This is a genomic window from Flavobacterium palustre (assembly GCF_014639535.1).
Taxonomy (GTDB): domain Bacteria; phylum Bacteroidota; class Bacteroidia; order Flavobacteriales; family Flavobacteriaceae; genus Flavobacterium; species Flavobacterium palustre.
Genome location: NZ_BMGA01000003.1, coordinates 114754 through 130113 on the forward strand (window position 1 = coordinate 114754; position 15360 = coordinate 130113).

Consider the following 15360-nt stretch of genomic DNA (forward strand, 5'->3'; position numbering starts at 1 on the left):
GAAGAAGTATTAATAACTTTTTGTTTGGATTTGTTTGATATCTAAATCCTTCAAAGGTTCGCTGTCTTTTACAGATAAATTAGTTACGTTCTTCATTACAAGCGATGCCGAATTTGTTCCTTTATCCAAAGTTATGTTTCGAAGTTTTATACCATTTACATCGTTTACAATTAGGGCTGGACGCGTTTCATTACCCATCAAATGCAGATTGATATTATTCAATTCTATATTTTTAGTATGACGAATAAAAAAACCATAGGCTGGAATTATTCCGAATTTTTGTGGTTCCGGATAGGCTTTTTCGAATTCAGGAACTTCTTGTTGAATACTCTCTTTTGATGCAGCATCCAGCGGACGATACCAAATACTAATATTACTCAAACGCACATCCTCAATATCATGCCCGGGAATACCACTAATTAAAGTAGCAAAACGAGAATCGGCATTATAAACGTTGATGTTACTGATATTAATTCGTCGCAAAGCGCCAATTGGAGTATTTTCTGGCGCACGCATCCTTCCGCCTAAGCGTAAAAAAATGGGAGAATTAATAATATCACGCATCGTAATATTACTAATAGTTACATCTTCCAGCAAACCGCCATCAACTGTTTCGAGTGCCAGTCCTCGGCAATATTCAAAAACACAATTACTGATTGTTATATTTTTAAAACCTCCATTTGATTCAGTTCCAAATTTAATTCGTCCGGTTGGTCCTTCTTTATCAGGAACTAAATGCCCTTCATTGCGCTGATAAGTTCCATTATAAAAAGTACCGCGATCAAAACCGCTAACGCTGCAATTAGTAATCGTTACATTTTCGGTTGGACGGGCAAAACCCAAAGCAAACGAACTTTTTAAACAAATTCCATCATCCCATGGAGAATTCACACTGCAATTAGAAACGCGAACATTTTTACAACAATCAATATCAATTCCGTCTCTGTTGGTATCAATTTTCAGATTATCAATTGTCAAATTATCAACTCCTGTTGCTAATATTCCAAAGTGTCCACCGTACAAAATAGTAAAATCTTTCAAAATCACATTACGACAAAGTTTTAAAGCAATCGCTTTATTTCCAATAGGTGCACGGTAAGGACCACTTCTCGACAATCCTTTTCCATGAATTATTCCCGGACCAAGGATTGAAATGTCTTCCAGATTTTCGCCCCAAATTAAACTGTTATGCCAATGGCTGTGCCCAAAATCCTGAAAAGTATCGTTAATTGCCGTTTCTGGAGCATCATAACCCACATCACCTGATGGCGTTGCTCCCAAAATAGTTGCACCCTGATCTAAATAAAGTGAAATATGACTTTTAAGTCGGATAGAAAAACTAAGATAAGTTCCCGCAGGAAAATAAACAGTGCCACCTCCTGCCTTGGCAGCCGCTTCGATAGTGTTATTAATCGCTTGGGTGTCTAGTGTAGTACTATCTCCTTTAGCCCCAAAGTTTTTAACATTAAAAGTGGTTTCGGGAGCAGCTTGAACATAAATTAAGTTCAATAATAAAAAGCACAAACACATTTGGCTCTTAAACAAAAACTGTTTGGCAAAGGGTATATTTTTTTTCATACTAGCGACAATATTTTTTAAAATAATTCTATGCAATTTACAAATTGAAGACTAATATTCATCCTGCACCATCCTGTATAAAATATTTCAAATAAAAAAACCAGTAAAGAATCATTTTTACTGGTTTCAATTTTATTAAAAAAACTAAACTTTAATACTTCACGATTTTATTTTCTCCATTTGCTAAAGAAACATTGACTGTATTTTCTTTAGGAGAAAAATCAATCTTTTTAACGGCTAACAATTCTTTATTGTTCCATTTTTCACCTGACTTTTTCCACAACATCAAAGTTGCGTAAACCTTGGATTCGTCTTTTTGAGAAACATCATTTTTCGAAAGATTAATAACCGAACTTTCATTGGCTTCAGGATGCAAACCTTTTGCCTGAACCACTTCAGATTTATCCCAGCCTAAAAGCGGAATCGTTGCCAATTGGTATTTTCCGTTATCAATAATGGTGACTTCATATCCTTTTATTTTTCGAACAGTCGTTTTTATTTCACCATCTAATTTCGGCAACGCATAATGTCCTAATCGCATCGAAATTGGCGTAACACTATTATTTTTATCAACTCTCAAAATTCCGTTTGCCAATGGAATATCTGCTAAATTAAATTTTACATTCGCATCAGTTTCTAAAACTACATCACGATAGTAAATTCCGTCTTCAAACTTTTTGAATTTATATAATCGAAAAGCTTCCCATTTGTCCGATTTATTTTTGATAACATAATTCATCGCTACTTCGCCATTTTCGCCATCAGCCTGCCAAAGAAAAGCACTGTTATAAGAAAGTCGGTTATAATTTTCTGTTGAACGGAATTTTTGCCAATCGTCTTTAACCTTTGCATGACACCAGGCTCTTACTTCCGAAGCACCAATATTTGGATAATCGGTAATCAGAATTTCAGAAACGCCCTGAAATTTATTATACACTTTATCTTTTTTGAATTCGCTTTCCCAGGCTCCGTTATTTTCTTTGGCTGTCCAAAACGGACTATCATCAGGAACTAATAATCCAAAAAAGATTTTTCCCATCCAATACACACTTCCACGACAGCTGTAAACCTGTACGGCAGGTTCGAAAGGTCCATAAACCCCAAGCGTAGGAACATTATCCCGCATAAAATCAGGATGCGTAAAAAACTGTTTGATTACTCCCGAAGCTATTCTTCGCATCCATCCATAATTAATTGAGGAATCTTTTTGAAATCCCATCAATGGAAACGGAATCACAGCCCCCACTCTGTAACTCATGCTTCTGCCCCACACAATCATTTCGCCATTTTGACTAAATAAATACGGATAATTATTGTTTAAATCGGCAAAGTTAGCTTCAAACTTGGCGGCATATTCCGGATAATTTTTCTTTCCAAAATATTCTGACCACATCATACCATACATCTGAAAAGCCCACATACTGTAATAATCATAAGCAGGACTGTCGTTGTACCAGCCATTTCCTCGATAATCTTTCAAGGATTTATCTAAATATTCGACCAATAATTTTTCGTTTACCGCATAACCCTGTTGTTTAAAGAAACTCAATACAAAAATGTTGAAGAATTTCCAGTTTGAATCCACCGTCGGTCCATCGCCATAGCTTAACATACTTTTTGCCAAAGCATCTTTTTGTTCCTGGGTTAAAGGATCCCATAACACTTCCGGATTAGTTAACAACGAAATAGATAAGGCGCCAAATTCCACTAAATTCTGACTTGGACCGCCATTTTTAGATCGCGGAACAATATAGGAAGCACTTTGAGGATTAGTTAATTGAGTTATTTGATGTCGGTAATAATCGGCAACTTTAATGTTATTAATTACCAAATTTGGATTTTCTTTTAAAAGTGGAGCGGCAACAAACAAAGTCCGGCATAAGCCTTCCAATTTTTCTGTTGGCACTTTCCCCTCATCCTGCGGATAACTTTTCCCTTCCTGTTTTGGGAATTTCATAGGATCGTTTAACGAATGAATATATCCAAAAGCACCTTTCAAAAGATACATCGCAGCATCTTTCCAATGTTGCTTTGTCATTCCTGTTTCAGGACTTAATTTAAAATCGGGATTTTTTATTTCGAAAACAGTATTAGCTGATTTTGATTTTTCGGACTGTGCAAATATTGGTAAACCCAATAAAAGTAACAAAACTAAAAGTTGGTGGTTTTTCATAAAATTTAAATAAAATTTTGGTTATAGTTGTTTCAAAGATAAAAAGTCAATTCAACAAACGGTACTACTCCCTACCAGTTTGATAATTATAATAAAAATAAATTACTTTTAAAAAAACAGAATATTTTATGACAAACACTCTCAAATTCAAAACTATTTTTCTCTAATTAAAATATTACATTAGCATAAAAAACATCTTTATGGACTTCTTAAATAATTTAATTTCAGGAATAATTGGTGGAATAGTTGTACTATTAATTCAGCAGTTCATAGAGTATCGTAAAAAGCATAAAGAGGAACAAAAAAACAGAATGATTGGAAAAACTGTTTTTAAATTTTTGGATAAGAATTTTTTGTACAATTATGAACCTGGCAAAATTTCAATTGAAAAAATTTTCACAGATTTTGGAGCACCCTATCAAAAAAATAAAGGAACCGATGATAATGAAAGAACTTTATGTTTTTATAAATATATTTTTGAAAATGCTAAAGTTGAATTTACTACTTACGAAAATGAATCGGAAATATTATCTGTAACATTGTTTGCTTATTATGACAAGAAAAATCCCCTCATCTGTTTATTTTTTCCAAGCGAAGAAGAAGAATATTTAGGTAAAGCAAAAATTAATGATTCTATTATAGAGAATGAAGTTTCATTTGAAAATTTCTCATCACCTCGTGACTCTTTTGCAATAATAAAAAGTAGAAATGTTAGTTACCCAACTATTAAACATTTATTTTTCTGCTACCAAATAGAAGGCAATTTTGAAACAATTCATGATGCTAAAGATCAATTAATACAACAAGTTTGTATCACTCAGTTAAGTTCAATATGTCCGACATTTTCAATTTGGGAAACTTTTCACGGATAAAAATAAAAGCCACTCCCAAAAGAGAGTGACTTTAAAATTAAACTAATAATTAAATCATTTAACAGGATTAATTCCTTTGTGAGTAGGAACAACTTGTTTAATAGTTCCGTCTGCATTGAATTCTAAATTATCAATACATACTTCACGGTGAAAACCAGCTGCGTCACCCATATTGATTCCGGTTGGGTATGAAAAACGATGATAAACAATTTTCCATTCGTCTCTGTTAGGCACTTTTATAACCGAATTGTGTCCGGTTGCATAAATTCCTTCTGCTTTATTTCCCTGAATAACAACATTGTCTTTTGGCATTTCAAGCGGTCCAACTGGCGATTTAGAAATGGCATATCTTACTTTATAATTCGGACTTCTGGTATCGTCTTCACTCCAGAAAAAGTAATACAATCCGTTTCTGTAAATCACATAAGTTCCTTCACGGTAACTATCATTTACATCAATAATTTTGGTAGTTCCCGGTTTTAAAGAAACCATGTCCGAATTCAATTCGGCTACAGCCATGTACATATTCCCCCAATACAGATAACTTTTACCCGTTTTAGGATCAGTAAAAACGTCCGGATCAATTTCCTGTCCGTCTTTTCTGCTTTCTGGTCTGGTCGCGACAATTGGTTTTCCACTGTCTTTAAAAGGACCTGTAGGATTATCCGAAACCGCAACTCCTACTTTTTGCGCTCCTGTGTAATAATATAAATATTGGTACTTCCCTTTTATCTTTTTCTCCACGATACAAGGTGCCCAAGCATTTCTTCCTGCCCATGGAACGTCTTTTTTAAGATCTAAAATTGTTCCTTCTTCTTTCCAATCTACTAAATTATCAGACGAAAAAGCTTTGAAATAATAACCGCCCCAACCATCAAATCCATCAGTTGTAGGATAGATGTAATATTTTCCCGTTTTTTCGGCATATAAAATTTCAGGATCGGCGTGATAACCTTCTAAAACCGGATTTTTATTGATTTGAGGATAAGCTGCCGGTTTTCCCCATTTGGCAATCAATCGTTTTAATTCGGTTCTTGTAATTGGTAAAATTGTTCCGTGACGCGGATGAAAATCCATTGAAATTTCGCTGTCAATTACGGTGAAATTTTCTAAATCTTTGGTTTTAGTAAACTGATATTTTCCTTTTGTATAAACATCATACATTAGAATATATTCATCCGAATTATTCAATTTAAAAACACTAGAACCTTCAACTCCGTCTTTCGTTTTTTGTAAATAATTATCATTTTCTGTCCAATTTCCAGATGTCAAATCAGTAGTTGTTGCCACTTTAATTCCCGGCGTATTGGTTTCTGTTTTATAAAAAAGATGATAAACACCGTCTTTTTCGATAATATCTCCATCAATACAGGCATTTTTAGACTTTGGAACAAATAGCACTTTTGGCTCAGATTCTAAAGCTGTAAAATCTTTATTGGAGTAAGCGTAATAAATTTTATCCGGACTACCTTCATGCATCAAACTAAAGTAAACCAAATATTTCCCCGCTTTGGCATCATAAATGGTTTGCGGTGCCCAAACTCTTTTTAAGTTTTCGTTTCCTGAAAATGTTTTCTGAAAATTGATTTTACTGCTTTGCCAGTTTACCAAATCGGTACTTTTTAGCAATATCATACCACGATTGCTGCTCCATCCTTTTGACGAAGTCATATCAGTCAAAACCATATAAAAGGTTTTACCATCTTCGCCACGTAATATATGCGGATCGCGAACACCGCCCGTTTCACTGATAATTTTACTGTCAATTACAGGTTGGTTATTATTCAAATGGTAATAATGATATCCATCGGCACTGATAGCATAACGCACGGCTTCTTCTTCAACCGAATTTCCTGTGAAATACACAAACAAATAAGCGGTTAAATCTTTTTCGGCAAGTACCGGTGGAACGCCAGCTTTGTTTTGAGCTTTTGAAAAACTAGTTAATACTAAAAATAGAATTAAACTGAATTGTAATTTGCGCATTATTTTTTCGCTTTTAATTTATAAAGAATAGAACTATGAGCCCCTAAAGAAGCTGCTATTTCATTGGAAACTGAACCTACTTTTTTTCCTGTCCACATATTGGTAACCTCAGCGTTTTTAATACCCAAATCAGCTAAACTTACTACTACTTTTTCAGAAGATTTGTCTGAAATATTGAACAACGCTAAGTAAATACTTCCGTCTTTTGGGTTTTTAGAAGTAACAGCCACTTTTCCATCTTTTTGAAAAAGTTGTTTTACATCAGTACTTTCACGATGCATTTTTAAAACTTCCTGATTTGTCAATAATGATAAAGTAAAAGCATCATTACTTGGCATATCCCCACCAAAAAACAATGGTGATTTAAAGATGTTAAAGAAAGTCATTAAAGTGTATTGTTCGTCTTTTGTTAAACGGGACATTCTGTCTTCGCCACGTTCTCCTCTTAACGAAATTCTTCCTAACGGAATCATATCGCAATCAGGCCATGTTCCCGGAGCGATATACGGATACCATTTTTGAGCCACATCCATTAAATGCGTAATGTGTGGCCAGGTATCCCAAACATCATCCACCATACGCCACATATTTGCGTGAGAACTTACGTGAGCAGCTGCCGAAATTGGCGTTTCTCCAGGCGAAGTACTTAAAACTATTTTGCGTCCGCATTTGTCGATTGCTTTTCTAATCAAATTGATTTCTCCTTCGTGATACGGTCTGGATAAATCGTCAATTTTGATAAAATCTACTCCCCATTGAGCATACAATTCGAACAAAGAATCATAATATTCCTGAGCTCCCGGTTTGTCAGCCAAAATAGTATAATTGTCTTTCAACCATTCGCATTGTAATGCCGTAGTGTAAATTTGGTCAGCAGTGATTCCGTTTGCTCCTTTAATTGGTAGCTTTTCTTGCACTGCTTTTTTAGGAATTCCGCGCATGATGTGGATTCCAAATTTCAATCCTTTGCTATGAATATAATCTGCTAATGGTTTGAATCCTTGTCCGTCTTTTGCCGAAGGAAATCTGTTTAATGCAGGTAAATATCTCCCGTATTGATCCATTACATAACGTGGATCTTTTTGATTGTAGCCTCCCGCTTTATCATTTTCCACAAACCATCTGATATCTACCACAATGTACTCCCAACCTGATTTTTTTAAATTTTTAACCATATAATCAGCATTGGCTTTCACCTCATGTTCTTCAACCGTTGAGCCGTAACAATCCCAGCTATTCCATCCCATTGGCGGTGTTTGAGCCCATTGTTTAAATTCATCTTTTTTAAACACTGTGTTTTGAGCATTGGTAGTGACCGCTACCAATACAACTCCCAGTGCCAGAGCAATTTTATTCTTAATTCTCATTTTTTGGTTTTATATGTGTTAATATTACACTTCAAATATAGTAAACATTTTTTTCATAAGAAATAAGCTGTCTGCCAAAAAAACAAACAGCTTAATCTATAGAACTATTTTTATTTTAAAATGCTAAATTATTGTAGAAAAGCCGCTTATTTTACGTTGATAGTAACTTCAACAGCTTTTAACCATGGGCTGGAAAACTGAACTTTAATAGGTTCGTTTGTTCCATTTGCCTGAATGTAAGCTAAAATACGTCCGTGGAAAACACGTTGCGCATTATCTGTATAATCCGTCATATCCGAATTATTTCCTGCTTCTAATCCTAATAAATTGGCTGAACCACCAACGATTTTATAAGTAATTTCGTTATCCGCAATTTGTACCGGAATTCCGTTTTCATCTACAATTTGCAACAAAATTTCAGCTACACCTTTATCTTTATTGATAACTGCATCAGCACTTTTTACAACAATTGTATGTGGTTGTTTTGAAGAAGTAATCGCATAACGACTTACTTCTTTGTTGTTCTTATCCAATCCTACTGCTTCCAGTTTTCCTGATTGAAACGGAACATCCCATGAAATAATTCCCACTTCTGAATCATAGTTTTTGACTTCACCCACCACTTTACCGTCTAATTCCAAACGTGCTTTGGCAGCATTGGTATAACAAACCACTTTTACCGTTTGGTCTTCTTTGTAATTCCAAATTGGCCAGGCATCCATAGAAAGGTCTTTTTTATTAGGATTTCTCGAAAGATAAGTTCCAATATAAATCATTGGTGTATCTGACCAAAGCGATTGACGGAAGTATCCTCTAGGCTTAATATTACCCGCAAAATCAACTAATCCTGAATAAAATCCTCTTGATGGCCATCTTCCTGATTCACCTAAATAATCAATTCCTGTCCACAAGAATTGTCCAAAAATATGCTCGTTGTTTTTAACCGCTAACCAAGCTTCATAATCATGACGGTTTTCGCTACCAAAAATGACTCTTTTAGGATATTTTTTATGATCTGACTGGTATTTACTTTCAGTATAATTGTATCCTGTAATATCCAATGCTCCCGGATATTCCGTTTCATTAGACATCGCAACACCGGCCAAACCAGCAGTTGTAGGACGCGACTTGTCGTATTTTTTAACTGCTGCAACCAATCGTTTTGCAATGGCTCCCAAACGCATTGCATCCGGAGCGTCTTTTTTGTAACCTCCGTAAGCAGCCTGCGAGAATCCTGTATCGCCACCTCCTGCTAATACCGGATGAGAATAAGGATCATTTGGATAATCTACTTCATTACCAATACTCCATGCAAAAACAGAAAGGTGATTTCGATCACGACGTACAAAATCTTCTAAATCTTTTTCAGCCCAATCAGCAAAAATATCAAACGAACCTTCAAATCCAGGTGTTCCCTGATTCCATCCTTCTAACCATTTGCGTTTTGGGAATTCCCATTCGTCATAAGCTTCGTTTAAAACCAATAAACCTAACTCATCACAAAGTTCATAGAAATCAGGAGCTTGTGGATTATGACTCGTACGCACTGCATTTACACCAATTTCTTTTAAAGTTTTCAATCTTGCTTCCCAAACTTCACGAGGAACAGCCGAACCTAATACTCCCGCATCATGATGTAAACAAACTCCTTTTATTTTCATCCATTTGCCATTTAAAGCAAATCCTTTATTAGCATCGAATGTAAAATTGCGAAAACCTGTTTGAGTTGTAGAATGATCGATAACTTTCCCGTCCTGCAATACAGTCGTTTTCAAACTGTACAAATTAGGATTTTCCAAATCCCATATTTTAGGATTATTTACATTAATTTTTGTTGCAATTTTACCCGATTGATTAGCTGCAATCGCTACAGCATTAGTACTCTTAGCAACTGTTTTTCCATCATTTGCAATTAATTCGTTAACAACAGTCAAATTTGCTTTGGCAATAGAACCATTTTCAACAGCTACTTCAACATTTAAAGTTCCTTTGTTTTTACTCACTTCCGGATATGCATAAACGCCCCATTGCTCAATATGAACCGGATTAGCATATACTACCCAAACATCTCTGTAAATTCCTGAACCAGTGTACCAGCGAGAATCGGCACTTTTGCTGTGATCTACACGAACTGAAATCGTATTTTCAGCTCCGTATTTAACGTATGGAGTAGCATCATAAGCAAAAGAGATATAACCATTTGGACGTTTTCCTAAAGAATGTCCGTTGATAAAAACTTCACTTCTATTATAAACTCCTTCAAAATACAAATATACTTTTTGACCTTTTTTTGCCGAAGGTACATCCATCGTTTTTCTGTACCAGGCAATTCCTCCCGGTAAAAATCCTGTAGCACTGGCTAAAGTAGGACTCAATTGTCCTTTAATACTCCAGTCATGAGGAAGCGAAACAGATTGCCATTTGCTATCATCATAATTTGCTTTTTGGAAATCCTGATTATCCTGTAGAATAAACTTCCATTGATTGTTGATTTTTTGGGAATCTCCAAATGCAATCTGACTAAAAACAGATGCGTAAGAAAGCATAAGAAATGCCAGTGCGATTTTTTTTGTTGTTAACATAATTCTATTTTTTTTATAAATAAGCAGCTACTCTACCATTGAAAAGTTCTATATGGACAAGTCGAAAAAGCAAAGAAATGATTAAATAACTATAAGTAAGAGGGGTAAATTCGCAAATAATGAGGATATATTCGTCAAAAGTTCTTTTTTTTATCCATCATTCAATAAAAAACTTATTTATAACTACCTACATAAGTAACTACAGCTTTTGAAGGAATTTCAAAACTACTTGCTTTTACATTAGTTCCTTTTTTTAAACTCATTGTTTCAGAAGTAGTGTAAGGAGTCAATGTTTTTTTCACCAATGTGTTTCCGGAAAGATTTAAATTACACGTTTTTATTGAATTGCTATTATTAATTGCCACAATGACTAATTTTTTATTAGCGACATCTTTATAGGCAGTCAACATTATGTCTTCTTCCTTTTTTTGATTTTCAATTTGCAAACGAATCATTCCGGGACGTACAAAGCGAGAATAATTACCAAACGCCCATAATAATTTTGATTCACGGTAAAAGCCATCATTTTTACAATAGCCGTCAGTCATACTTCCGTTGTTAGTGCCATCGTCCAAATAAATCAAGCCATCTTTAAAATTAGCTCTGCTCAGAGCCGTCCACCATTGCCATGAAGAAGCATTGGCCACAGCAATATCATTATGAATAATAGTTGCTGCAAAAAGTGCTGTTTTCATTCCAAGATCCCTTTGATGACCGGAACTACCTGGAATTACTTCTTTATCTAATTGTTCCAGAATACTATATTCTGTTTGCCAATATTTTAAATTTTCAGTTTGTTTTAAACGTGAACTTAACTTTTCACGATAACTAATTTGATCCTTTAGAGGCCAAACCGAGAAATAACTGTGGCCTGTAATTACCTTTTTCACATTAGGCAATTGTGAAATATTGGTTGAAGAAGGACCAAAAAAAGCATTTATTTGATCGTCTCTATTTTCATCATTTACATTTTCATACAAATAATTAATTATAGCTGCTTCACCCATTACAATCTCGGTTTTTAGCGATTTTGATTGTATTCGTTCTGATAAAAGCTTCGTAAAATCAAACATTTCCTGATTTGTTGCCGGTGTTCCTTCCTGACTGGCCTGCCCGTTTTTTCCCGCCATCCAATCCCATTGTGGCTCGTTTATTGGACTTAAATAATCAAAAGTAATTCCTTCCCTGCGCTGTAAATTATCGATAGTTTCTACCAAAAAGTCTGCATACTCAGGAAGCTTTCCTTTTTTGATGTTCATATTTAATTTCTGTGGAGAAAAAGCTTTTCCGTTTAAGGTCATTTGTACGGGCGGACTAATGGTGAAAGCCAGAAATTTTTCTACACCACGACTTTTAGCTGCCTGTAAAAACCATCTTTGACCCGCTTGCTTTGTCCAATCATAAGTTCCGTCAGGATTTTGAAAACATTCGCTTCGACGCCACTCATCAGAAATTTCACTTTCCAATCCTTGTTCGGCACTTCCTGCACCTAAGTAAAACCTCCAGACAGACAAGCCTATTCCTTTTGGATTTCCATCTTTATCCACTTCTTTAGTAAAAAGTAAATCGGCAATTGCATTTCTTTTTTCTAATGGCCAATTTTTACCAACCATCTGACATCGCCAGGCATCTGATGCTCCAAAACCATCCATAGTTTGTAACTCCTTACTTAAATCAATTTTAATTTCACTACTATTCGAAGATATTAGTGCTGATTTCACATTCATTTTTGATGAACAGGATACCATTAATAACAAAACTGGAAAAAAATATTTTATTGGAATTGCTTTTAATATTCTCATAATTAATACTTGTTCTTTTTTTCAAAATCATCAATAGTAATTGTAAAAAAACCTATTCACACAATCAAATTACAGTGAATAGGTTTTCTCAATAAGTTTAGCATTTAATTTAATAAATACTTGTAGCTCCCTCCTTGCCTTTTTCTTCCTGCTCTTTCAAAATGGATTTTAAGATTTCAGGATTCTTAATCTCTTCCGGATTAAATGATGGACTATTCATATAATTTAATACCGAAATCAACATTTGTTTCGCAACGGGACGTTTATCTAAATCCGTGCTTAAATCAAAAGAAGCAATTACTAGTTTTCCAGATCCTACACTTCCTTCGAAAAGCGAAGCCAGTTTGCGGTTATTAGCAAAATTATCTACCATTTCTACAATAGGATTTCCTCCCACAACACTATCCATAATAAGCGTTGTTGAGTTTACGTTCAAATCCCACCATTGCCAGTCGGTATTCATATCTGTCGGGAAATTAGCCAAAGCCTTATGCGAGGGATTGCACAGTACTCCCATAGTTCCTGCCTGTTTAGGAAAATGAACCGGACTCCAAAATACAGGAACAAATTTTCCTTCGATTCCTTTTATCTTTTTCCAATCCGGATTTAATAATACTTTTTTACCGGCGTTTAGCAATTTGTATGCTTCTTCCAGGTTTCTGGTATAGACTACTTTTCCGTAATCAATAGTTTGTTTTTGAGGATAAACCCAAATATTCCATTGGTTTTTATAATTTGTTCCTTTGAGATTTACTTTGATTGTTAATTGGGATGCCTTTGTAATTTTCTGAAGACTTTCGTTTACGTCCAGAATTTTATGATTGTATCCTACTCCAATTGTTGCTTTAGTACTTCCTGAAGCTATTACAACATCAGCATCGCTGATACTCCATTCAATTTCCTGATTTTTTAAATCGCTTTCAGCATAATTACTCACATCTAAAGAAGCGGTAAAAGATTCATCATTAGTATAAGTTGCTTTAGCAAAACGCATAAGCGGTACAACCGGAGCTGAAAATTCTCTAAACTCTTCTGTCGAAATCAATCCTTTACTATCCCAAAAAGCATCTAGTAAGCCCACTAAAGCCGTTCCCTGTCCCGGAAAATCATGCAGATCAAGTAATTGAAAACCACTGATTCCTGCTGTTTTTAACGCTCTTTCTATTTCTTCTTTATAAAGTATGACAGCTAATTTCCCTGAAGCTTTAGTATAATCAGCAGCTTTATTAATTAGGCCTTTTCGCTCTAAATCTTCTTTAACCGATTTAAAATTAATAGGATCTAAAACCCCTGTATATTTAGAAATTTCATCAATTTTAGGATAAACAGCATACTGTCCTATTTCATGTGTAACTAATGGAACCGTCATTCCTTCAACAGAAGCTACATAATCTTTGTTGAATGTTGGAGATTCACTGTTAAAAACACCTTGTCCTCTAACCCATCCTTGCTTAGTCCATTGTGTAATAAAGAAATCATCATCAGATTCAGGCCATTTTCCATGTCCATTTTCGAAAGTAAAAGAAGTTGTAGTATATAAATGTCGGTCATCTTTTGCTTTCAGACTGTTCATCAATTTGGTCAAAATAGTCATATCACCTTGCAATTCATTCCCCATCGACCACATACAAAAAGAAGGATGATTTCCGTATTCATTAATCATTCGTTGTGCTTCGGCATATAAAAAATCTGTTGTTTTTGGATCTTCTCCTATTTTTAGCGTCCAAACCGGTAATTCAACCTGAAGGTAAAAACCCATTTCGTCTGCCACTTCAAAGGCCGCTTTAGGCGGACACCAAGAGTGAAAACGTAAATGATTTAATCCCCAGTTTTTAGCTGTACCAAATACTTTTTTCCAACCTTCTTTGTCCATTGGCGCATGCCCGGTAAGTGGAAAAATATCACATTCTAATGTTCCTCTTAAAAATACAGGCTGACCGTTAATAGTTAGAACCGATCCTTTTTTAGAAAAACTGCGCATTCCAAAATCTACAGCAACTTGCGATTGACTCTTTCCGGCTTTTAATTCGGCTTTTAATTCGTATAACTCCGGCGAAAATTCATTCCACAGTTTTACGTCTTTCCCCATATCATAATCAATGGCAACAACAGTTTGTCCTGTATTAATTTGGATATCTTTTTGAAGTGCCTCAACAGCAATTTTACTTTTTTTATTTACGGCAGTAATAGTTACAACTCCTTTTACTGTTTTTTTAGTATTGCTGTTAAAAGTGAATTCTAACTTGGCTTTTCTTGTATTGATGTCTGGTTTCACTTGTAAATTAGCAATTCGAACAGCATCAAAAGCTTCGATTTCCATTTTTCCAATAACACCATTCCAAATAATTTGCGTATGATTAGTATAAGCATGCGCCATATTATCTACACTAATATCAAATAATTTACGGTTATCAACACGAATGGTTATCCGATGTGTTTTTCCAGCTGTAAGGTATTTGGTAAGATCATAATAATGCGGTGCAATCAGGCTGTTTTGTTCTGTTCCCAATTCTTTACCATCAATCCAAACATTTGTTTTCCAAATGACACGTTCTAATTTTAAAATCAGTTCTTTTGCTTTCCAATTTTTCGGAACTGTAATTTCACGTGTGTACCAAGCAGCACCCAAATAACTGTTTTTTCGGGTTAAATGGGTCATTTGTAGTTTTTCTAAACTTGGTTTTAATTTGTTAGGCACTCCAAGACCAGCATCATCCGTAGTTCCCGGCAATTTGATTAACTGCTTAAAACTCATATTCTGCCAGCCGTTTTTCAGTCCAATATCAGTACTGTCCAGCGCAACAGTCCAATCGCCGGCAATATTGATTATACTCTTTTCTCCGGAACTCCATGAAGTGAGAAAGAACAACAGAAAAACTGATGTAATTATAGATCTGATTTGTATTCTTCTATTTTTCATTATTAACATTCTTTTTGAGTATTAGATAATTTTGAAATAAACGAACTTTTTTAAAAAAGCATTGCTTATTATTGGTATTT

At 34.9% G+C, this 15360-nt stretch carries 8 protein-coding genes; 1 reads left to right on the top strand and 7 read right to left on the bottom strand.

Annotated features, from left to right (window positions below; genetic code table 11):
• Positions 1 to 9 precede the first annotated feature (9 nt).
• Positions 10 to 1578 (bottom strand): rhamnogalacturonidase, encoded by a 1569-nt coding sequence (locus IEV84_RS07520; RefSeq protein ID WP_229732632.1) that lies wholly within the window; start codon positions 1576 to 1578, stop codon positions 10 to 12.
• Between the two features lie 151 nt (positions 1579 to 1729).
• The gene (locus IEV84_RS07525; RefSeq protein WP_188493682.1) at positions 1730 to 3751 is read right to left on the bottom strand and encodes a DUF2264 domain-containing protein; all 2022 of its coding nucleotides are present in this window, start codon (positions 3749 to 3751) and stop codon (positions 1730 to 1732) included.
• Positions 3752 to 3951: 200 nt separating this feature from the next.
• Between IEV84_RS07525 and IEV84_RS07530 the strand changes: the two genes are divergently transcribed.
• Positions 3952 to 4623 carry a hypothetical protein gene (locus tag IEV84_RS07530; RefSeq protein WP_188493683.1) on the top strand — a complete coding sequence of 224 codons (672 nt, stop codon included), beginning with the start codon at positions 3952 to 3954 and terminating at the stop codon, positions 4621 to 4623.
• A 54-nt stretch (positions 4624 to 4677) separates the two neighbouring features.
• Here IEV84_RS07530 and IEV84_RS07535 read toward each other — a convergent pair whose 3' ends face one another.
• From IEV84_RS07535 to IEV84_RS07555, 5 genes are all read right to left on the bottom strand, one after another.
• Positions 4678 to 6609: a glycoside hydrolase family 43 protein gene (locus IEV84_RS07535; RefSeq protein ID WP_188493684.1), complete on the bottom strand. Its 1932-nt coding sequence runs from the start codon at positions 6607 to 6609 to the stop codon at positions 4678 to 4680.
• Entirely contained in the window at positions 6609 to 7976 is a 1368-nt protein-coding gene (locus IEV84_RS07540) for a glycoside hydrolase family 27 protein (RefSeq protein ID WP_188493685.1), read from the bottom strand. Before IEV84_RS07540 ends, IEV84_RS07535 begins: the two co-directional genes overlap by 1 nt.
• 146 nt (positions 7977 to 8122) lie before the next feature.
• Positions 8123 to 10558 (bottom strand): glycoside hydrolase family 2 TIM barrel-domain containing protein, encoded by a 2436-nt coding sequence (locus tag IEV84_RS07545; RefSeq protein ID WP_188493686.1) that lies wholly within the window; start codon positions 10556 to 10558, stop codon positions 8123 to 8125.
• Between the two features lie 173 nt (positions 10559 to 10731).
• Positions 10732 to 12285 carry a glycoside hydrolase gene (locus IEV84_RS07550; protein WP_229732633.1) on the bottom strand — a complete coding sequence of 518 codons (1554 nt, stop codon included), beginning with the start codon at positions 12283 to 12285 and terminating at the stop codon, positions 10732 to 10734.
• A 184-nt stretch (positions 12286 to 12469) separates the two neighbouring features.
• Positions 12470 to 15280 (bottom strand): glycoside hydrolase family 2 protein, encoded by a 2811-nt coding sequence (locus IEV84_RS07555; protein WP_229732634.1) that lies wholly within the window; start codon positions 15278 to 15280, stop codon positions 12470 to 12472.
• Between the last annotated feature and the right edge of the window lie 80 nt (positions 15281 to 15360).